General features: G+C 44.8%; 19 protein-coding genes. 16 read left to right on the top strand and 3 right to left on the bottom strand.

Annotated elements, in window-relative coordinates:
* Positions 1 to 9 precede the first annotated feature (9 nt).
* From pheA to yciH, 3 genes are all read right to left on the bottom strand, one after another.
* Entirely contained in the window at positions 10 to 1,191 is a 1,182-nt protein-coding gene (gene pheA, locus CSH93_RS04345; protein ID WP_100641965.1) for a prephenate dehydratase, read from the bottom strand.
* 165 nt (positions 1,192 to 1,356) lie between these two features.
* On the bottom strand, positions 1,357 to 2,157 hold the full coding sequence (locus CSH93_RS04340) for a response regulator transcription factor (RefSeq protein WP_100641964.1): 801 nt from the start codon (positions 2,155 to 2,157) through the stop codon (positions 1,357 to 1,359).
* 91 nt (positions 2,158 to 2,248) lie between these two features.
* The gene (gene yciH / locus CSH93_RS04335; protein ID WP_100641963.1) at positions 2,249 to 2,569 is read right to left on the bottom strand and encodes a stress response translation initiation inhibitor YciH; all 321 of its coding nucleotides are present in this window, start codon (positions 2,567 to 2,569) and stop codon (positions 2,249 to 2,251) included.
* Between the two features lie 123 nt (positions 2,570 to 2,692).
* On the opposite strand from yciH, the gene CSH93_RS04330 reads away from it, so the two are divergent.
* The 16 genes from CSH93_RS04330 (at position 2,693) to ruvA (ending at position 20,806) form a co-directional block, all read left to right on the top strand.
* Positions 2,693 to 2,998, top strand: coding sequence for an STAS domain-containing protein (locus tag CSH93_RS04330; RefSeq protein ID WP_100641962.1), 306 nt, complete (start codon positions 2,693 to 2,695; stop codon positions 2,996 to 2,998).
* Positions 2,999 to 3,006: 8 nt separating this feature from the next.
* On the top strand, positions 3,007 to 4,650 hold the full coding sequence (locus CSH93_RS04325) for an ATP-binding SpoIIE family protein phosphatase (protein WP_100641961.1): 1,644 nt from the start codon (positions 3,007 to 3,009) through the stop codon (positions 4,648 to 4,650).
* Between the two features lie 144 nt (positions 4,651 to 4,794).
* Complete coding sequence (locus CSH93_RS04320; RefSeq protein ID WP_100641960.1) at positions 4,795 to 5,808, top strand: extracellular solute-binding protein; 1,014 nt, start codon at positions 4,795 to 4,797, stop codon at positions 5,806 to 5,808.
* 6 nt (positions 5,809 to 5,814) lie between these two features.
* Positions 5,815 to 7,446 carry an ABC transporter permease gene (locus tag CSH93_RS04315; RefSeq protein ID WP_240615480.1) on the top strand — a complete coding sequence of 544 codons (1,632 nt, stop codon included), beginning with the start codon at positions 5,815 to 5,817 and terminating at the stop codon, positions 7,444 to 7,446.
* A gap of 6 nt (positions 7,447 to 7,452) precedes the next feature.
* Positions 7,453 to 8,529: an ABC transporter ATP-binding protein gene (locus tag CSH93_RS04310; protein WP_100641959.1), complete on the top strand. Its 1,077-nt coding sequence runs from the start codon at positions 7,453 to 7,455 to the stop codon at positions 8,527 to 8,529.
* An 82-nt stretch (positions 8,530 to 8,611) separates the two neighbouring features.
* On the top strand, positions 8,612 to 9,046 hold the full coding sequence (locus tag CSH93_RS04305; protein WP_100641958.1) for a tellurite resistance TerB family protein: 435 nt from the start codon (positions 8,612 to 8,614) through the stop codon (positions 9,044 to 9,046).
* Between the two features lie 91 nt (positions 9,047 to 9,137).
* Positions 9,138 to 11,177: an EAL domain-containing protein gene (locus CSH93_RS04300; protein WP_240615479.1), complete on the top strand. Its 2,040-nt coding sequence runs from the start codon at positions 9,138 to 9,140 to the stop codon at positions 11,175 to 11,177.
* A 367-nt stretch (positions 11,178 to 11,544) separates the two neighbouring features.
* On the top strand, positions 11,545 to 11,802 hold the full coding sequence (locus CSH93_RS04295) for an EF-hand domain-containing protein (protein ID WP_100641956.1): 258 nt from the start codon (positions 11,545 to 11,547) through the stop codon (positions 11,800 to 11,802).
* A 114-nt stretch (positions 11,803 to 11,916) separates the two neighbouring features.
* Positions 11,917 to 13,317, top strand: a complete 1,401-nt coding sequence (locus CSH93_RS04290) for a sensor histidine kinase (RefSeq protein WP_100641955.1) — start codon at positions 11,917 to 11,919, stop codon at positions 13,315 to 13,317.
* A gap of 12 nt (positions 13,318 to 13,329) precedes the next feature.
* Positions 13,330 to 13,908: a hypothetical protein gene (locus CSH93_RS04285; RefSeq protein WP_100641954.1), complete on the top strand. Its 579-nt coding sequence runs from the start codon at positions 13,330 to 13,332 to the stop codon at positions 13,906 to 13,908.
* A gap of 3 nt (positions 13,909 to 13,911) precedes the next feature.
* Positions 13,912 to 15,258, top strand: coding sequence for a sigma 54-interacting transcriptional regulator (locus CSH93_RS04280; RefSeq protein WP_100641953.1), 1,347 nt, complete (start codon positions 13,912 to 13,914; stop codon positions 15,256 to 15,258).
* 76 nt (positions 15,259 to 15,334) lie between these two features.
* Complete coding sequence (locus tag CSH93_RS04275; RefSeq protein WP_124748933.1) at positions 15,335 to 17,323, top strand: GGDEF domain-containing protein; 1,989 nt, start codon at positions 15,335 to 15,337, stop codon at positions 17,321 to 17,323.
* Positions 17,324 to 17,433: 110 nt separating this feature from the next.
* On the top strand, positions 17,434 to 19,203 hold the full coding sequence (aspS, locus tag CSH93_RS04270; protein WP_100641951.1) for an aspartate--tRNA ligase: 1,770 nt from the start codon (positions 17,434 to 17,436) through the stop codon (positions 19,201 to 19,203).
* A gap of 7 nt (positions 19,204 to 19,210) precedes the next feature.
* Positions 19,211 to 19,654, top strand: coding sequence for a dihydroneopterin triphosphate diphosphatase (gene nudB, locus CSH93_RS04265; RefSeq protein WP_240615478.1), 444 nt, complete (start codon positions 19,211 to 19,213; stop codon positions 19,652 to 19,654).
* Positions 19,651 to 20,169, top strand: a complete 519-nt coding sequence (gene ruvC / locus CSH93_RS04260; RefSeq protein WP_100641949.1) for a crossover junction endodeoxyribonuclease RuvC — start codon at positions 19,651 to 19,653, stop codon at positions 20,167 to 20,169. Before nudB ends, ruvC begins: the two co-directional genes overlap by 4 nt.
* Positions 20,170 to 20,182: 13 nt before the next feature.
* Positions 20,183 to 20,806 carry a Holliday junction branch migration protein RuvA gene (ruvA, locus tag CSH93_RS04255; RefSeq protein WP_100641948.1) on the top strand — a complete coding sequence of 208 codons (624 nt, stop codon included), beginning with the start codon at positions 20,183 to 20,185 and terminating at the stop codon, positions 20,804 to 20,806.
* The last annotated feature ends 2 nt before the right edge of the window (positions 20,807 to 20,808 follow it).

Below are 20,808 nucleotides of genomic sequence, written 5' to 3'. Positions count from 1 at the left end.
TGCACTGGCCTATTCGGCCAGTGCATTAACGGCTGCAACGCGGGTAGGGCTAATCTCTTCGCTAGGATAGCAACCCAACACTTTAAAGTAGCGCGTTATTTTCGACAGTTGTTCTAATGCATTTTGCATGGGACCATCTTCAATGTTGCCATCCACATCCAGATAAAACATCTCTTCCCATGGATTTCCAGGAATTGGACGAGACTCCAATTTCGTCATATTTATCGCATTTTCTTTGAGCACCAACAGCGCTTCAACCAATGCGCCGGGTTTTTGTACCGTAGACATAACAACCGTGGTCTTTGCCGGTACTTGCAAGGGCACGCTGACGGCTTTGCGTGAGACTACGATAAAGCGTGAATGGTTTTCCTTTTGATTGGCTAAGTTGGATTTAATGGCGTGCAGGCCATATAGCGCACCGCCAGCTTCACTGCCAATAGCCGCAACGGTTGGGTCGTGACTTTCACTGACTTTTAGCATTGCCGCTGACGTACTGTCGCATGGCTTAACTTCTACGCTGCCAAGTTCTGCCAAGAAATGGCTACATTGCGCAAATACTTGAGGGTGAGCATAAAGCACTTTAATCGCGGCAAGAGAGGTGTCACAACTAACCAATAGGCTGTGTTTAATCGGGTGGGTTAACTCACCCACGATATTTAATGACGTATGTTGTAGTTGGTCGTAGACCTCGTTGATACTGCCAGAAGACGTGTTCTCTATGGGAAGTACGGCGTAATCGGCTTCGTTGTTCTCTACTTTTCCGACAATTTCAGCAAAGCTCTGGCAGCCGATTTCTAATAATTCACCGCTACGACGGCTGAAGTACTTCTGTGTCGCTAAATAACTATAGGAGCCTTTATCACCCAAGAAAGCAACGCGATTTAACGGTAGAGAGCTACCGGGGTTCGCGCGGGCTGCCAACATGGCTTGCTGATTCAATACGGAGTCTTCGATGACAACATGGAAGACTTGTGTGACGTAGTGAGGATCTAAGCCAACGGTTTTGCCTTGCTGGATAAGGCGAACCAGCAATTGCTCTTCACGCTTTTGATCGCGTACCGGAATATGATGCTTAATTTTAGTTTCAGCAACTTCATTGGTGAGCGCTCGACGTTTGGCAAGTAGTGAAAGCAACTGAGTATCTAACTCAGTGATTGAGTGCCTAAGTGGCTCTAATGCATCGGTTGGCATAGCAAATCCTTTATAAAAAAAAACCTCCCAAGTGGGAGGTTTTGTGAATACACGACACCGCCCAGCCTAGTACCGGAAAAAGGTAAAAGCAAAAAAGCGGATGTGGTTAAGAATCGTTTTCATCATTTGACTTTAAGTTGATGGCTGTGTCTTGTCAATGGCTAATTATTCACTCAGTAAAGCTGCGAGCATGGCTCTGACTTCGTTGGCTTCAAACGGTTTATCACATAATGCGTTTACACCCGTTTGTTGAATGTTTGTCATATGCGCACTGTCTTGTGACTCCGATGTCACCATGATAATGGGTATATGCGAGGTTTCTGGATTAAAACGAATAAACTCAGAGAGTTCGCGACCATCCATTTCAGGCATGTTGTAGTCAGTCACCACTAGATCAAATGTGTCATCTTTGAGGAAGGTCAACGCCAGAGCACCGTTTTCAGCTTCCGTGATTTTACGTAATCCCATGCCCTCTAGAACTCGTCGAATGTGGTTTCGAGCTAAACGACTATCATCGACTAAGAGAACTCGAACATCTTGGATATCAAAAAGCTCCAATTCGAGTTCATCAGTATTGATTAAATCTAAACTTGCATTTAATGCACGGGATAGATGCAGCGGTTCAAAGGGTTTCGGCAAAATAGCAGCGACGCCCGCTTGTTTGAATTCTTCCAACTTGGCCAATCGGTTTTCGCTGGAAACCAACATGAAAGGAGTGGAAGCAATCGTGTTCGACTCTTTAATCGAACGCAGTAAATCTAAGCCGGTACCGTCTTCAAAATACATGGCACTGACGACCAAATCGGCTGGGTGGTTTTTTAACGCTGCAGTTGCTTCAGCAATCGTAGATACAGCATCAATTTCTTTCACATTCTCCTTAAGCAGCAGCGCAGTAATAATCTTACGCTGAGTATCTGAGGGCTCAACCAATAAGAGACTGAGGTCGGATATAGAGAGTTTATCCATGATGATTCCAGTTAGTTAAAAACAGTACGGCAACTGAGGTTGTATTGGAAAAGTGTAGTCTATCTGCGAGGAATACCAAGCTGTATGAACCTCACCCGCCGGCAAGTTTTACGGTAAACCCTTTATTTTGCAACAGTTCTTTAAGTTTTTCTCGAACGTCACCTTGTATTTCAATGGTGCCATTCTTCACTGCGCCACCACAGCCACATTGCTGCTTCAAGGTTTTGCACAATACTTTTAACTCACTATCAGGCAAGCCAAGCCCTTTGATGATTGACATGCCTTTCCCTTTGCGGCCCTTTGTTTCTCGGTGAATGCGAACAATTCCATCTCCCTTATCTATGGGTTTTTGTTGGGCCTTGGGGGGGATTTTTCCGCCGTCTGTTGAATATACCAATGGGTTGTCTGACATTTGTATCTGCACTCTCGTTGGTTGCTTGCTATTTTTACTATTATTAATTAAAACAAATCAATAACATCAGTGCTACACTCAAAGTGTAGTCTTCATTCAATACCACTTAAGAGAACGTTTACTATGGCACTCGAAGCAATACTTTCAGCAGATGAAAAGTCACTTACTATCAAAATGGACGATAAGTTTGATTTTGGGAAAGTTCAGGATTTTAGAAACGCGTATGCTGATCTACCGAGTTCAGTTAAATCAATAGAAGTTGATTTGTCTGATACCGAATACATGGATAGTTCTGCATTGGGTATGCTATTAAATATGCAGAAAGTTTTGCAAGATTCGGTGACACATTACTCAATAACCAATTGTCGGCCAACCGTACAAAAGATTCTTAGCATTTCGCGATTTGATAAAAAGTTCGAAATTAAATAGGCGCTACCATGCGAGTGCTGATTGTCGATGATGAATCAATAAACCGTTTTTTATTGGTTCATATGCTGGAAGAGCAGGGGTTCTTAGAAATCTATGAAGCTCGCTCTGGTCATGAAGCACTGGTTTTGTATGAAAAAGTCCATCCAGATCTCATATTGTTGGATGTGGTTATGCCCGACATGGATGGTTTTGAAGTTGCTCGTCGAGTCAAAACGGGTAAAGATGACGTCTATCTTCCTATTATTTTTATTACCTCACTGGAAGAGGGTGAGACGTTGGTCAGATGCCTCGATGTTGGCGGCGATGACTTCGTGTCCAAACCATTCGATAAAACCATTCTATTAGCTAAATTACGTGCTCATTTACGCACTCGCCAGCTAAGTAAAAATCTCAATGAACAGAATCAGCAATTAACCTATTTTCGCAATAATGTTGAGCGTGAGCGTGAAATCATTGAGCACATATTCAGTAAGGCCATTGTAAATAAGCCCGCAGCAACTAAATTTTTTGATTTTGTCAATCTACCCGCAGATGAATTTAGCGGGGATGTGTTTCTATGTGAGTCTAGCCCTAATGGTGGCCTTTATTTCTTAATGGGAGATTTTACCGGGCATGGACTCGCTTCTGCCATTGGTGCACTGCCGGTGACGCGGGCTTTTCAGGCAATGGCCAGCAAGGGGTTGTCGGTGTCAGAAATCGCCTCGACATTGAATAAAACGTTGGAGCCACTGTTACCTATCCATATGTTCTTTGCCGCAGCCATCGTTGAGATCAGTGTCAGCGGGAAACGATTTAGTGTTTGGAATGGTGGCATGCCGGATCTGTTGCTGCAAGCACCTGATGGTCGATTACTCAAACGTTTTAAATCTCAACATATGGCACTGGGCATACTGTCGAACAGTGAGTTTGAGGAACAAGACGAAGTATTTGAAGCGGAAATTGGCGCGCGTATCATTTGTTACACCGACGGTTTAATAGAGCTTCACAATAGTGATGGCGAGATGTTTGGTGAAGAAGGGCTTGAGCGCTTATTTATTGGCAATCCCAAGATCACCGTTGATGATCTGCTATCCGAGATGCAGGCGTTTGCAGAAGACGCAATTCCGCATGATGATGTAACGGTAGCGATGTTTCGTTGCCAGAGTTTACTCGAGCTTAAGCGCGACAAAGCCTTGTCACCCTTACCATTTACTTTGGAGTCAATGCTAACACCTGATTTGTTGCGTCAGGGCGATTCTATTCAGTACTTTGTAGAGCTTGTCTGCAGTCAGCTAGGCCTGGCATGGGTGCGCTCAGATTTGTTTACCATTCTGACGGAAATGTACAGTAACGCGCTAGAGCATGGAGTGTTACAGATCCCGTCTAGTATAAAATCTACACCAGAAGGGTTTATGGAGTATTACACCCTTAGAGGAGAACGCCTGACAAATCTTAGTGATGGTTTTGTCAGGATCCATGCGACGTACGATCCCAGTGGCAAAACCTTAACCTTGTCTGTTACTGACAGTGGCAAAGGCTTTGACGTTGATGCCCTCAAACCGTCTACAGATGAATTTAGTTACGGGCGTGGGCATACCTTGTTGGAAGAGTTGGCCGATAAAGTCACGTTTTTAGACGGTGGTAAAACCACCCAAGTATCCATAAAGGTATAACCCAAAGGCAGCTTTGCCGATTCAAAAACATTCCAATAGTCGCTCCTCAGTACGATAAATTTGATACATAGAGAGATAAAACTCATTGCCTTTAATCTAATTGAGAATTATTATCAATTGCAATCAGTCTTGTTGGAGAAATATGTGAAGCGTCAACTGTCAGTTATTGGATTGTGTTTGTCAGTCTGTTTTAGTTCATTGTCATTTGCTGAGGAAGTGAATGTCTATTCAGCGCGTAAAGAAGCTTTAATAAAACCCTTGTTAGACAAATTCAGTGCGCAAACTGGGATCAAAGTAAACCTTATCACAGGCAATGCTGACGCCTTAATCACACGCATACAGTCCGAAGGCCAATTCAGCCCTGCAGATATTTTATTAACCACTGATGCCGGCAGGCTCGTTCGCGCTAAAGGGGCAGGCATCACGCGCAAAATAGCCGATTCAGTAGAAGTCGAATTGGTGCCGTCAGAACTTCGTGATGCAGAAAATCATTGGATTGGGCTGACTAAACGTGCACGGCCTATCATGTATGCACCCGATCGTGTTGATGTTCGCTCATTGGATAGCATGCTAGATCTGGCGGATGCAAAATGGCAGGGTCAGATCTGTATCCGTTCTTCCAGCAATATTTACAATCAGTCGATGGTGGCTGCGCTAATGATTGAAAATGGCAGCGACACTATTGAGCAATGGGCAAAGGGGATTGTGACCAACCTGGCGCGTACTCCTAAAGGTGGCGATCGTGACCAGATAAAAGCGGTGGCAGCGGGGCAATGTAATATTGCCGTGGCAAATACTTATTATCTAGCAGGTATGCTCAGTTCTGATGATGCAAATGAACGTGAACAGGCTGCAAAAGTTAAGGTTCATTGGGCCGATAAAGCGGGTGGAACGCATGTCAATATTTCGGGTATTGCTGTGACTCAACATGCGCCAAATGCTGACCAAGCACAACGATTAGTTGCATTTATGCTTACACCAGAAAGTCAGCAATGGTATGCTCAACAAAATCATGAATATCCCGTAGTAGAAGGCGTCGCCTGGAGCGACTTGCTGACATCATTTGGAGCTTTTGAAGCACAAAAAGTCGATTTGCAAAAAGTCGGTGAACAAAACGCTGAAGCACTTAAATTGATGGATCGAGCGGGGTGGAAATAAGTTAGATTGCGGCAAACATTTAACATCCCCTACAAAATTTTATTTTTGTTCTTATCAATGGCGCTTTTGGCGCCATTGAGCATTGTGCTCGCTCATTTGTTTTTCCCTGATGGCGCTGCATGGTCACATTTAGTCGACACCGTTTTATTTGACTACATTATTAATAGCCTTACGTTGACTATCGGCGTCGCGATAGGTGCGTTGCTTATCGGCACCGCTAGCGCTTGGGTAATGACGCATTATGAGTTTTCTCTACGCAAACCTATGCGCGTGCTATTGTTGTTACCGCTGGCGATGCCAGCATATATTCTTGCCTATAGTTACACGGGCTTATTAGATGTTTCTGGGCCCGTGCAGTCTGCGCTAAGAGCATATTTCTCCTGGAGTTATGGTGACTATTGGTTCCCTGATATCCGTTCTATGCCATTTGCCATTATTCTAATGTCTTTGGTGTTGTACCCCTATGTGTACATACTCGCCCGTACTGCCTTTGCAGAACAAAGCCAAAGCATGCATGAGGTTGCTCAAATTCATGGCTTGAGTACTTCTCAATTTTTTCTACGAGTCAGTTTACCGTTAGCTCGACCTGCGCTTTTCACCGGTGCAGCGTTGGCGATGATGGAGGTGTTGGCTGACTACGGTACGGTCCAATATTTCGGTATTAGCACCTTTACCACAGGCATATTTCGTTCATGGTATGCAATGGGAAATCGCACGGCGGCTACTCAATTGGCCGGGCTACTGTGTTTGTTCGTGTTGTGTATTTTAGTCATAGAGCAACACAGTCGACGTAAATTAAAGTTTTACCAATCGGGCACTACTTTACGACGCAGCGCGCCGCGAAAGCGTCTAACGGGTTGGCGAAATGGAGTCGCAATTGGTGTGGTATCAGTACCGGTCGTGTTAGGTTTCTTGCTACCCACGGTTCAATTGGGTGTTTGGGCCTATTCCTCATGGGGGGATGTAGACTGGCCTGAATATACCCGCTTGATCAAAGCGACATTCAGCGTTGCGATTATTACTGCGGTATTGGTTGTCACGATTGCCTTGGCGTTTACTTACCAACAGCGCTGGCTGCCTTCACGCTTAGCGTTGTGGGAAGTGAGAGGGTTGAATTTAGGCTATGCATTACCCGGAATGGTCATTGCGATTGGTGCCCTTATCGTACTTGGTCGTGTTGATAACTGGGCGAATCATCTGTGGTATTCCATGTATGGTGAATATGTGGGGCTAATATTTTCAGGTACGCTGTTCGCATTGATTTTTTGTTACTGTATTCGTTTTATGAGCGTAGCCATTCAAAACACAGAGTCAGGTGCTGCAAGATTAAACCCATCTGTAGACGATGCGGCTCAGTCGTTAGGAAGCGGACGGGTAAAAACCTTCTTTCTGATCCATTTTCCCATAATACGCGCGAGTATTTTAAGTGCAGGGTTACTGGTATTTGTGGATGTGTTAAAAGAACTGCCCGCAACGCTTGTATTGCGCCCGTTCAATTTTAATACACTGGCGGTTAAAACCTATGAACTTGCGTCGGATGAACGCTTGTATGATGCCGCATTACCCGCGTTGACTATCGTAGTCGTCAGTTTATTACCTATTTTTGTCATTACCAAATGGCTTGATCGAGGAGTGTAGGCATCAATGTTATCGGTTCATTCTCTTGCTATTCAGTATCCAGGGGCGAATACACCATATGTTTTGCAAGATATTGAGTTCTCGTTGGAACCTGGTGATATTGGCTGTCTTTTGGGGCCTTCGGGATGTGGCAAAACCTCACTGCTAAGAACCATTGCTGGTTTTATGCGGCCTACAGCAGGCTCAATTTCGATCAACAATGAAACAGTATCTTCTTCCAGTAAAATGCTAGCGGTTGAACATCGACAAATAGGGATGGTATTCCAAGATTTTGCGTTGTTTCCCCACATGACCGTGGCACAAAATATTGCGTTTGGTTTGTCTCATTTAGACAAGCTAACACGCGCCAATGAAACGGATTTTTTTGTTTCAATGGTTGGACTTGGTGATTATAAGGACTCATTTCCACACCAGCTTTCGGGGGGGCAGCAGCAACGCGTAGCTCTTGCTAGAGCATTGGCTCCTCGACCTAAGTTGTTGTTATTAGATGAGCCTTTTTCAAATCTAGATATTCATTTGCGCGAGCAATTGGCGCTTGAAGTGCGCAATTTGCTGAAGCAATTAGATATCACCGCCATATTAGTCACTCATGACCAACATGAAGCCTTTGCTGTTGCAGACAAAATAGCGGTCCTCGAAGGGGGGCGTATGCATCAATTCGGCACGGCTTACGCGCTTTATCATCGACCCGCGACATCATTTGTTGCCAGTTTCATTGGCGAAAGCGTTTTCTTGCCTGTCAAGATGGATTCAGAGGGGGTATTACATACACCTATTGGTGAATTCAGCTCAAATGCCATTACCGCTAATCAAGATACCGATTTACATGACTCTACAGCGTTACGTTTGTTGGTTCGACCCGATGATATTATTCATGACGATACCAGTCCGTTTACCGCGAAAGTTATTCAACGTAGATTTCGCGGTGCGAATATTTTGTATCGTTTACAGTTGGATGCCGATACTGGATTAGCCGGGCATGAAGTATTGTGTTTAGCGCCAAGCCATCATGATCACGCGATAGGTGAAAATTTTGGTATTCGACTGGCGCTGGAGCATTTGATGGTTTTCCCAACAGAATAAGTTGATCATTCAATAGTGATTGCCGAATGGACGCTTTTCGCTTGCTGGTATACACTCGTTAAGATATCCAAGGGTATGTAGTATGATTAAATCGTTCCTCGCTATATTTCAGCAATATGCGGAGCAAGCTCCAAGTGATCAACATACGTTAGAGTTAGCCACTGCTGCACTTATGTTTGAAGTGGTGCGAGCTGACAATGTAGCTGATGAAGCTGAAAAAAACTACGTCAAAGCGGCACTTAAAGACAGGTTTTCCTTGTCTGATGAGGAATTGTCAGCACTGAGTCAAGATGGCCAGCGTCACGCTGAAGAAGCGGTCGACCTCGTCCAGTTTACACGCGTACTCAACAATCATTTTGACTTATCCCAGCGGGCTAAGTTTATTCAACAATTATGGGAATTAGCCAACACGGATGAACGCATTGATATGCATGAGGAGCATGCGATAAGACGCATCAGCGAGCTTATGTATGTACCTCACTCAATGTATGTGCAAGCAAAATTAAACGCTTTGTAGAGTAATTATGGTGCCTAGGCTCTTTTCAAGTATCCGAACCTCCCTACTGATAACCTCCATCGGGTTTGGTTTACTACTGACATCTGCTGTTATGTGGTTAGTGGTTAGTGAGCATGAAGAGTTATACCTAGACAGTACTATGCGTCACTTGAGCGCCTTGAGCACTAATATCAGCAATGACTTGTTACCTGTCATCGGCCCCAACTTAGATATTGTGTCAGTAACATCAACCTTGTTGCGTTTAGATGCCTATCCAGATGTGCTCATGGCGAATTTATATGACCGCAACCTGGTGTTGATCCAGCAATACATCGGTAAATCTGGACGCTCGGATCCCGCTCTGGTCGATCAATTGACCGCTAAAATAGTCGAGCCCGCTATTGGCAGTTATCGATTAGATGAGCATCTCTACAGTGTCGTGCGAATTGGAGAAGGCAACTTTCCGCAGGGTTATTTGGTCGTCGTGAATGATGTCAGTAGTGCCCTGAAAAATAGCAAAAAGCAATTTTTAATCGCCAGTCTGCCGATCTTGCTGATTATTTTCGTCGGCTTATCGGTACTTTATTCTTGGGTGTTACGAAAACGTATCCGCCCACTAATGACGCTGTCAGACTTCACCCAAAATTTGCAGTTCACCAAAGATTATAGTCAGCGCCTGGAAGTAAAAGGAAAAGACGAAGTCTCAAAGTTAGCGCGCAGTATTAATGGCATGGTGGCAACGATTGAAAACGAGTTGAAGATAAATCGAGAGCAAACAGCTAAATTGATTGAGCAACAGCGCACCATGACTCGATTAGCTAACTATGACAGTTTGACTGGCCTACCGAATCGCCAGTTTGTTATGGACACCCTTAAATTGGAATTGGCAAGGGCGTTAAGAGCTGAACAGGATTTAGTGCTAATGTTCTTCGATTTGGATGGTTTTAAGAGTATTAATGACTCATTAGGGCATGAAACCGGCGATAAAGTGCTGATTGATGTGGCGGGTCGCGTGAGCTCTTTGATGCGGGATGGGGACTTAGTTGCGCGTCTAGGCGGTGATGAGTTTTTGGTGATACCGTCTCGTGACACATCTCAGGCGAATATTCACCGAATGGCCACTCGCCTTATCGACGCTTTTCAGGAACCTTTCTACTACAATGGGCTAGATCTCTTCGTCGGTGTTAGCATTGGTGTTTCTAAGGCAACCGATGCAAATTTTGAATTAAATGAGCTGGTCAGCAATGCCGATATTGCGATGTATCGCTCAAAAGAGGCCGGTAAAGGAACTTACACAATATTTGATAGCAGTATGATTGAAGATCATAGGCGCAAGCTTATGATTGCAAACAGCATCAATTCAGCAATTACCAACAATGAATTTCGCGTGCATTATCAACCTAAAGTGGCTGCCAACGGCACTATTGTTGGATTTGAAACGCTGTTACGATGGGCTCATCCAATTTTAGGCATGATCTCACCGGCTGAATTTATCCCTATTGCCGAGCAGGGCGGTAAAATACCATCCATTACGTCATGGGTGTTGGAGCAAGCCTGTATGGATTTGGAACGTATCAAGGCATTGTTTCCACAACGTTTCAGGGTTTCAGTTAACCTCTCGGCATTTGATTTGAAAAACCCATCACTCTTTGACTACATAACCAATTTATTTGACCGATATTCTGTGGATCCACGCTTTTTTGAACTAGAAGTTACAGAATCGGCCTACTTAGAGAACTTTACTGCCAGCGACAAGTTTTTTAGGCGTGTAAGCAATATGGGCTGCGCCATTTCTCTCGACGATTTTGGTACAGGGTATTCGTCGCTTGGCTACTTGACGCGCATCAGCATTGATACGTTAAAAATTGATCGTCAATTTGTGCGCGAAATTAAATCGTCTGAGCGTAGCCGAATGGTAACTGGAACAATTATTGATTTGGCCAAACGCTTGAATTTGACCATTTGTGCCGAGGGTATTGAGGAAGAAGGCCAAATTGACTATCTGATTAGCCAAGGGTGTGACCACCTTCAGGGATTTTATTTTAGTAAGCCCATCCCACTTGATTCTTTATCAAACTTGCCAGAACGGTTCGAAATGCCTGAGCATATGGATTCTCCGCAATTAGCTATTTCATACGAAACCAAATCGTAGTGGGAAAGCGAATTGACGTTGATGCGAAATTCAGACACTTCTACGTCGTCCTCAGTTATGTTTAGTTAATCTAAATAAGTTTATACTTTTCATTGTCTTAGCAAAAATCTTCCAACCCCTTTCGTAATCAGCAAGTTCAGTTGTCACGTATTTTTAAAGTCTGAGATTGCAATTTTTTACGGGTTGTCTGCTGTTAGCGACGAATAGTCACATGCTGTTATTGTGTGAAGGTGTAAATGATTGAAAAATAACAATAAAAAATTTTGGCATTGGTTCTGCTATATGTTGTTTGGCACGGCGTGAGCCCCGGCTCTGAATTGGGTTCGAAGGATATGATCACGTCAAACAACACTGTGAGGAAAATGAAATGAATAAAGTACAAAAATTAACAACTATGTTCGTATGTGCAGCGTCTATCCAAGCTATGATGATGGCGCCTGTTCAAGCTAGCGCAGATTTACTTGCTACGCTGGATACTGACCAAGACGGTTATATTAGCTTGAAGGAAGCGGTCAGTGATGCAAAGTTACTTGAAAATTTTGGCGTTATTGATACTGATGAAGACGGTAAAATCAGTCAGGAAGAGCTGGCAGCGGCCAGCGCGGCAGCAAAAGAAAGCGAATAATTAGCTGACTAATCTAAGTGTGTATGCGCCCAGCCCTCCCTGCTGGGCGCTTTTTATTTGCGCGCGTTATATGACTGTGCGATCCTGTGAAGATTCATTCTTCTGAGATATTTCATGCAACTTGGCTCGCTGCGACAATTAACCTTAGTCAGTTTTGCGGTGGCCTTGATCCCACTTATTGCATTGCTCATTCAAAGCCAAAAAGATTTGGCTGATGTTGCTCGTATGACGGCGGAAGACAATGGTTTCTTCGTAAACTTGGTAAGCGGGACGCGAAATCTGGAGAGCAATGCTGTCGATATAGAACGATTGTTTCGGCAGTATCAGATTGTACAAAATGAAACAACCGTCACACTTATCCATACTCGTTTGAATGCTTTTTCAATCGATGCGCAAAGCATATGCTCTTTGTTGTATCAATATTCATGTGATGCTCTCATTTCACAAATTGATCAGTTGCATGCCTATACAACCGATGCCTCTTCTGAGGGGCTCAGTGAACAGCTATCAAATTTCACCCGAAGTGTGGCTTCACTGCGCGAAGCCGTGAGTATTGCTATCAATAATCGGATTAGCGAACAGCAAACTACGATGCAAACGTTAAGACAAGGACAAGCGTGGTCTACGTCCATTTTGGTGTTGCTCTCGTTAGGGCTGGTTATTGTCGGCAGTCACATGATTGTGCACCCATTTAAAAAATTAAAGTCGGTTATTAAAGCGATAGCCCAGCAATCTGATGGCTTGCCCTCGATAAGTCAGAAAGGCCCTAAAGAGCTGATCGAAATAGAAAAGGATCTGCACTGGCTGGCCGAGCGTCTGCAACAATTAGAACACTTAAGAACTGCATTGCTACGGCATGCTTCTCATGAACTGAAAACGCCATTAGCCAGTATTAAAGAAGGCTGTTCGTTACTGAATGAACAACTGGTGGGAGAATTAACCCCGCCTCAACAGGAAGTGGTGGGGCTACTAGCGTCTAGTACCGAGCGGCTTAATCTGTTAGTGGAAGGGTTATTAAACTACAACCTATTGCTGCAGCAAGCGAAGCCTCAAGTCGCCTTAACTGATGTTCATGACTTACTGCAGAAATGTCTAACCGAAAATGCGCTGGCACTGAAGCAGAATGGTCATCATATTGAAACCGATATTCGAGTAGCGCATATGTACACTGACCCATCATTGTTCAGGCGTATTCTGGATAACCTCTTATCTAACGCGATTGCTTATGGTGTATCGCAAAAGCCTATTTTCATCCGAATTTTTGAAGAAGGTGATTACAATGTGCTGGAGGTCGCAAACGATGGCAATGCAATCGTACCGGAAGAAAGAAAAGCATTGTTTGAACCGTTTATTCGAGGCGGCGCAACGCGCAACGATAAAGTGATCGGGGCCGGTTTGGGTTTGTCCATCGTAAATGATTGTGCAAGATTGTTGCATGGGCGAGTGGATATCGTTGATGTTGATTATGCTGATGTCTGCTTTCGGATACGCTTACCAGCCAATGTCGCCATGTAGAAGAACGAGAATATGAAAATGCGAATCGGAATAATAGTATGCCTGCTTTTTGTTTTGACTGGGTGTGAGTCGATATCAAAGCAGTTAAAAGACAGTTGGTCTGGCCAATCGAGTATGACTACCTGTGTGTTTAGTCAGGACGTTTATGAAAGCATGCGAGCGAGGGAAGAGAATACCTGTGACGTGTTGTTCTGGTTAGAATACTGGCAGCAACAATCGTCCACGCCTTGGCGGGAAAGGAAGCCAGAGCTGGCTAAATTGAGCGATTCAATCGATGATCGTCTAAGACGTTTCTTGTTATCACAACCACTTGATACACCCTATCAAACTAGACTGGGGGCGCAGTTAGTATTTGCCGAGCTGCGAGAGAAGTTAAACCCACAGTATGCAGAATTATTTTACCAAATCGCGTACATCCCCAGTCAAAAGTTACTCGAGTATGAGTCTGCGATCACGGTGTTGAGCCAAGTCAATACGCGCCAACAAAGTCAGATGAAAGAACAGGCTCAGTTATTGCAGGAGCAAGCAGAAAAGCTGAATCAGTTGCTAAAAATTGAAGAGGCGATTCTTGAGAAGTCTGCGGAGCGATAACATATGGATAAAAAAGCCTCACACCTTACACCGACGATTCTACTTGTTGATGATGACCAAAGTCTTCTTCGGCTGATGACGATTCGGTTGGAGGGCGAAGGTTTCGAGGTTATTTCAGTCGAAAATGCTAGAGAAGCACTGAAACAAATCAATGCTAACCATATTGATGTAGTGTTGAGTGATTTACGCATGCCAGGCCAAGACGGGATTGCTTTATTTGAGGAGATTGTCAGTAACCGTAATGACCTGCCGGTCATCATCATGACGGCTCATGGCACTATTCAAGATGCTGTCGCCGCAACGGAGCGGGGCGTCTTTGGTTTTTTGACCAAGCCGGTGGATCATACTGAGCTCAGAAAGTTACTGGACAAAGCGTTAAGTCAAAAGAGTGCTGTACAACAGAGCAGTTGGAATGAAGAAATCATCACGCGTTCATCTGACATGTTGCAAGTGTTGGATCAGGCTCACCGCATAGCGCAACGCGATGTGAGTGTGTTAATTACAGGGGCTAGCGGAACCGGGAAAGAGTTGCTGGCAAAGGCTATTCATAAGGCCAGTAACCGAAAAGATAAGCCTTTCGTGGCGATAAATTGTGGTGCATTGCCGGAGAACTTGCTTGAGTCAGAACTATTTGGCCACACCAAAGGCGCTTTTACGGGCGCCATTCAAGCAAATCCTGGCCTTTTCAAAGAAGCCGATGGTGGCACTTTGTTTCTGGATGAAATCGGCGATATGCCGACGACATTGCAAGTAAAGTTACTGCGAGCGTTACAGGAACAACAGATCCGCCCAGTGGGCAGCAGCAAAGTGGTTGATATTGATGTGCGCATAATATCTGCGACGCACAAAGATCTTGAGCAAGAAATGCAAGAAGGTAGTTTTCGTGAGGATTTGTATTACCGACTTAATGTGGTCAATCTTAAACTTCCGGCGCTAAAACAGCGTGCCGAAGATATTCCGTTGCTCGCACGCAACCTGTTGCAAAAAAGCGCCACTCGACATCAGGTGAACGTAACGCGTTTTTCTGATGATGCAATGCAATTACTGGCGACGTCTAATTGGCCTGGCAATGTACGCCAATTGGTGAACGTGGTAGAGCAATGTGTTGCACTAACACAAACCCCCGTAATTGCTGCCCACTTGGTTGAGCAGGCGCTGTCTTCATCGTCGCAAAATTGGCCGACGTTAACGGAAGCCAGGGATGCGTTTGAGCAACGTTATTTGGTGAAACTACTAAAAATTACTGATGGAAACGTCACGCGGGCGGCGGAAATGGCGGGACGAAATCGAACTGACATGCATAAATTAATGAAAAAGCATGCACTGGAGGCATCGTCCTTTAGACAGTAGTTATGGTTATATTTTGATCAGCTTGGGTCTATGTAATATGCTATGACGTAAGCTGATCTTTGTTTTGAGAGATGTTTTGCCCTTCCGACTCCTGCGTTTAACGGCTGCAAGTTGTATCATCATTTCCATAAGTTTTGGCCTATTGGTTGTTGATGTTCAAAAAGCGATTAGCCAAGAGCACAAACCAGCACTATCTGATGGTCGTCTTTTCACATCTCCATTAACCATTGCGCAACTCAAGAAAGAATCAGAAGATACGATAGTGCAGCATCTAGAAGCCTTACAGGAATCAGATCAAAATCAGCCCGCTGCATTACTGCAGGATATTCAAGTGATCATTGAATACGCCAAAGCTAGTGGGTTGGAACAGTTAGAATTGGAAGCTGTATCGTCATCGGTGTTGGTTCACTCACTACTTAACAATACGCCTGAAGTTGAACGCCTTGTGGAGTTGTATTTACCGAGAACGGTAAATAAAGGCTCCAAAGTAGCGTTATCTAGACTTTACCGCGCACTATTACGCGTCACCGTGGTTCGCGGGCAAGATGATAAGCGTGTCGCAATAAAGAGACAGTTAGGGCAGTTGGTACAACAGGGGCTACCCGCACGGCAAGAGGGCTTAGTTTATTTGTCATTAGGTACCAGTGAATACTTTGGCCGAAATTACTTCGCCGCTATACAAAATTTGCGCCGGGCACTGGATATTTTTGTTAAGCAGGAACTGCGCGTTGATGAGGATCGTGTATTGGCACTACTGGCGTTACTCAACTCACGCTTGGGTAACAATGAGCGTGCTATTGAAATTCAGTTAAAGATCGCGGAGCGCATGAGGCTCGGGGCTAAAACGCTGAATTGGTCGATCGTTGATTTTAATATCGCTCGGGCTTATTTCGATCTTCAAGATTTTGAAAGTGCCAGAATATACGCAGAACGTTCACGCGATGTGGCCAAAGAATTGTCAGATAACGTGGGAGTTGCCTATGCAAATGAGTTACTGGCAGATATTTATATTGTTGAGCAGCGCTATGTCGAAGCGATTAATTTAGCTGAACAGGCAATTGCCACCTTTGAAGAAGTGGGCGATAGGGAAAAGCAACTTGATGCGCTGATTCGAAAAGCAAAGGCGCAGGTGATGCAAAAAAACACAATTGAAGCGTCTAAAACCCTTGAATTGATTAAGCCGCTACAGGCACAAGTTAACCTGCCTGAGCCAAATATAGAAATAGCAGAGCTATTGTCATTGTATTTTGAGGTGCAGGACGATTATCAGCAAGCCTTAGCGTTCTACAAGCATTTTCATCAGCAGTTCGCAGATATAGAGTTGCGTGAACGAGGTGAGGCGCTTGACCGCATGTTGGCTGAGTTTACCAACGATGCACAGCAAAGCGAATATCGTTATTTGTCTCAACAAAACGCATTAAATCAAGCTCAATTAAACGAAAAGGAACAGCAACAAACGATTTTGTATTTGGCTATTTTATTGGCTGTGGTCACGGCCATTATTATCGTCATCATTTTGATAATCCAATGGCGGCGAGGTCGCCTGATGCGAGATTTAGCGCTAACCGATGAACTCACCGGTGCGCCCAATCGCCGTGCATGCTTTAGGTCAGCAAAGCTAGCATTTGATCAAGCTATTGCAGGGCATTATTCAGTCGTCATCGCCATGGTCGATTTGGATCGGTTTAAGCAGATTAATGATAAATTCGGTCATGATGTTGGAGATGAAGTGCTTAAGATTTTCGCAGGTTCAGTGAAGTCAGTAATGCGCGAACGAGATGTTTTTGGTCGTTTGGGCGGAGAGGAGTGGTTGCTTATTTTTCCCCGAAGTGACCTGATGCACATGGACAAAATATTCACTCGCTTGCGTGATACATACCAAGCTAAAGCGCTCGATGCCGCTATTCCTGAAACTCAATTGACGTTTTCGATGGGCGCAGTTAGCTCTTTAGACAACTATTCTTCAGTACAGGCGATGATCACTCAAGCTGATAAGCTGGTGTATCAAGCTAAATCTAATGGTCGAGACAGATTAGAAATTAATCTGCATACAAACAAGGCGTGATCCCGATAGGGCATTCGTTTATAATGCCGCGCTTTATTTTTAATGAATTTTTCTGGCGGAATGTGATGTGTTTCCACACTGACTGCCGACTTGCTTTTTGAGGATTGTCAATGCGCACTGATTATTGCGGAAATATCACTGCAAACTATTTAGATCAAACGGTCACGTTGTGTGGTTGGGTTAATAAACGTAGGGATTTAGGTGGTGTTATTTTCCTCGATTTACGTGACCGTGAAGGTATCGTGCAAGTGGTGTTTGACCCTGATGTGGCTGATGTTTTTGAAACAGCGAACAAAGTGCGCAATGAATTTTGTGTCGAGATCACAGGGCGTGTTCGCGCTAGACCTGAAGGTCAAATTAATAGCGGAATGACCACCGGTGAAATTGAAATTCTGGGCAAATCTATCCGTATTTTCAATGCGTCAGCGCCACTGCCACTCGACAGCAACCAAGAAAACAGTGAAGAGCAACGATTACGTTACCGTTATCTTGATTTGCGTCGTCCTTTGATGACTGAGCGTCTGATGTTCCGCTCTAAAGTGACGGCATTTGTGCGACGTTATCTTGAAGACAACGGTTTCCTTGATATCGAAACGCCAATCTTAACCAAGGCAACCCCAGAGGGCGCGCGTGACTACTTGGTACCAAGTCGTACGCACAAAGGTGAATTTTTTGCGTTACCACAATCACCACAGTTGTTTAAGCAATTGCTGATGATGTCAGGGATGGACCGCTATTATCAAATCGTTAAATGCTTCCGTGACGAAGACTTACGCGCTGATCGCCAACCAGAATTCACTCAGATCGATATCGAAACCACATTTCTTGATGCTGAAGGTGTAATGTCGATCACAGAAGACATGATCCGCTCTTTGTTCACTTCCTTGCTTAATGTCGATTTAGGCGACTTTCCGCGCATGAGCTATGCCGAAGCAATGCAGCGCTATGGTAGTGATAAGCCTGATTTGCGCAACCCGCTTGAGTTGGTTGATGTAGCTGATATCGTTAAAGATGTAGAGTTTAAAGTGTTTAGCGGCCCAGCAAACAGCGAAACAGGTCGAGTAGCCGTTATTAAAGTACCCGGTGGCGCAGAATTGTCACGTAAGCAGTTAGATGACTACGCTAAATTCGTAGGCATCTATGGTGCTAAGGGCTTGGCATGGATGAAAATCAACGACATCGCAGCTGGTGAAAGCGGAATACAATCTCCTGTGCTTAAGTTCTTGGGTGCTGATGTTGCAGCCGCATTGATTGAACGCACGCATGCAAGTAACGGCGATATCTTATTGTTTGGTGCTGACAATGCCAACGTTGTGACGGAAGCGATGGGCGCATTGCGTTTGAAATTAGGCGAAGATTTGTCATTGCTTGAAGGGGACTGGAAACCATTATGGGTAGTCGATTTCCCAATGTTTGAACAGGTTGATGGGCAATTTCATGCACTGCATCACCCGTTCACTGCACCGCGAGATATGACACCGGAAGAGCTTAAAGCAGACCCTGCGAATGCGTTGTCTAACGCTTACGATATGGTGTTAAACGGCGTTGAGTTAGGCGGTGGTTCGGTGCGTATATTTGACGCCAATATGCAATCGGCCGTATTTGAACTGTTGGGTATTGATGAGCAGGAAGCACAAACCAAGTTTGGTTTCTTGCTGGAAGCACTTAAGTACGGTACGCCCCCTCATGCAGGTTTAGCGTTTGGTTTGGACCGCATGGTTATGTTGATGACGGGCGCGTCATCAATTCGCGACGTCATGGCTTTCCCCAAAACCACAACAGCGGCTTGTCCTTTGACCGATGCGCCTGGAGAAGCGAACCCTGCACAGTTGCAGGAGCTTGGTATCGCAACAGTGGCGCAAGCGAAACAAGAAGACTGAGTCAGTCTTGACGCAATTAAAACGTCCTGAATCTTCACTGGTGGTTGTATACGACCACCAGTCTCGTGTACTTTTACTGCAGCGCAACGATGACGCGAATTTTTGGCAATCCATTACGGGTACCATCGAACTTGGTGAAACACCATTGCAAACTGCTTACAGAGAAGTCAAAGAAGAAATAGGCGTTGAGCTGTCTCCTGCATCGATGCAGATCCAAGATTGCCACACCGTTAATCAGTTCAAGATCAGAAATCGCTGGTTACATCGTTACCCGCCTGGTGTCACGACCAATACCGAATATGTATTTTCGTTGTGTATTGATATCAGCACGCCCATTATTCTTACTGAACATTCTCGCTATGAGTGGCTGGATAAGCACTCGGCGATTGCTCGTGCTTGGTCTGAAACAAACCGGCTCGCAATAGATAAATTTGTCCCGGAGTTTGCGTGATTATTTTGGGTATTGATCCGGGCTCCCGTGTGACCGGTTACGGTGTTTTGCGATACCAAAGCAATCAGTTGCACTACTTAGGCAGTGGCTGTATCCGAGTGAGCGGTGAATTGGATAACCGGCTGAATCAGATTTTTAGTGGCGTGACGGCAATTATTGAAGAGTTTTCACCGACGCAGTTTGCCATTGAGCAAGTATTTATGGCCAAAAATCCTGACTCAGCGTTAAAGTTGGGGCAGGCGCGCGGCGCTGCGATAGTGGGAGCTACGCAAAAAAGTCTGCCCGTTGCAGAATACTCAGCACGCCAAATCAAACAAGCCGTTGTCGGACGCGGAAGCGCTGAAAAGGCACAGGTACAACATATGGTGACACATATTTTGGGCTTGAATGCGACCCCTCAAAGTGATGCTGCGGATGCGCTCGCTGTGGCAATGTGCCACGCCCATACTACGCAGAGTTTGGTGAGAATGTCGGGTCAGGCGTCTAAGACTGTACGTGGTAGGTTAAGACAATAGTTAGGTAGGAAACATGATTGGCCGATTACAGGGCACTTTATTAGTTAAGCAACCCCCCGATATTTTATTGGATGTGAATGGTGTTGGATATGAAGTTCAGCTGCCCATGACATGCTTTTATGAATTACCCGATGTAGGTGCGACTGCCACCATCTATACCCATTTTGTTGTGCGCGAAGATGCACAGTTGCTGTATGGTTTTATGGATGTAAACGAACGCACTGTGTTCAGAGAATTGATTAAAGCAAATGGTGTAGGGCCAAAATTGGCGCTAACGATCTTATCAGGAATGAGCGCAGCGCAATTTATGCAATGTGTGAAATTTGAAGATGTATCGACACTGGTTAAGCTGCCGGGGGTCGGCAAGAAAACCGCTGAACGTCTTGTTGTAGAACTGAGAGACAAGTTGGCGAAGCTATCGTTGGGCGATTCGATGCAAATGCCCACCATGGTGGATGTTAGCCGTGACAGTGCTGACACATTAGTACCGGTGTCAGATGTCAAAGAAGAAGCAATGAGTGCCTTATTAGCATTAGGTTACAAACCTCAACAGGCCAGTAAAGCAATCAATGCAGTGTATAGTGAAGACATGACCAGCGAATCGCTCATTCGCGAATCACTAAGAAGCATGGTGTAGGA

The organism is Neoalteromonas facilis (assembly GCF_002807665.1).
Taxonomy (GTDB): domain Bacteria; phylum Pseudomonadota; class Gammaproteobacteria; order Enterobacterales; family Alteromonadaceae; genus Alteromonas_E; species Alteromonas_E facilis.
The sequence above is the reverse complement of the archived record's forward strand: the minus strand, read 5'-3'. Positions and strand labels throughout refer to the sequence as shown.

What these genes read in the sequence shown, in the direction of transcription:
- CSH93_RS04325 (WP_100641961.1), top strand. Translation starts at nt 3,007, where the DNA reads ATGCGAGTGCTGATTGTCGATGATGAATCAATAAACCGTTTTTTATTG.
- CSH93_RS04295 (WP_100641956.1), top strand. Translation starts at nt 11,545, where the DNA reads ATGAATAAAGTACAAAAATTAACAACTATGTTCGTATGTGCAGCGTCT.
- CSH93_RS04310 (WP_100641959.1), top strand. Translation starts at nt 7,453, where the DNA reads ATGTTATCGGTTCATTCTCTTGCTATTCAGTATCCAGGGGCGAATACA.
- aspS (WP_100641951.1), top strand. Translation starts at nt 17,434, where the DNA reads ATGCGCACTGATTATTGCGGAAATATCACTGCAAACTATTTAGATCAA.
- CSH93_RS04340 (WP_100641964.1), bottom strand. Translation starts at nt 2,157, where the DNA reads ATGGATAAACTCTCTATATCCGACCTCAGTCTCTTATTGGTTGAGCCC.
- CSH93_RS04330 (WP_100641962.1), top strand. Translation starts at nt 2,693, where the DNA reads ATGGCACTCGAAGCAATACTTTCAGCAGATGAAAAGTCACTTACTATC.
- CSH93_RS04285 (WP_100641954.1), top strand. Translation starts at nt 13,330, where the DNA reads ATGAAAATGCGAATCGGAATAATAGTATGCCTGCTTTTTGTTTTGACT.
- ruvA (WP_100641948.1), top strand. Translation starts at nt 20,183, where the DNA reads ATGATTGGCCGATTACAGGGCACTTTATTAGTTAAGCAACCCCCCGAT.
- CSH93_RS04280 (WP_100641953.1), top strand. Translation starts at nt 13,912, where the DNA reads ATGGATAAAAAAGCCTCACACCTTACACCGACGATTCTACTTGTTGAT.
- CSH93_RS04300 (WP_240615479.1), top strand. Translation starts at nt 9,138, where the DNA reads ATGTGGTTAGTGGTTAGTGAGCATGAAGAGTTATACCTAGACAGTACT.
- CSH93_RS04290 (WP_100641955.1), top strand. Translation starts at nt 11,917, where the DNA reads ATGCAACTTGGCTCGCTGCGACAATTAACCTTAGTCAGTTTTGCGGTG.
- yciH (WP_100641963.1), bottom strand. Translation starts at nt 2,569, where the DNA reads ATGTCAGACAACCCATTGGTATATTCAACAGACGGCGGAAAAATCCCC.
- pheA (WP_100641965.1), bottom strand. Translation starts at nt 1,191, where the DNA reads ATGCCAACCGATGCATTAGAGCCACTTAGGCACTCAATCACTGAGTTA.
- CSH93_RS04305 (WP_100641958.1), top strand. Translation starts at nt 8,612, where the DNA reads ATGATTAAATCGTTCCTCGCTATATTTCAGCAATATGCGGAGCAAGCT.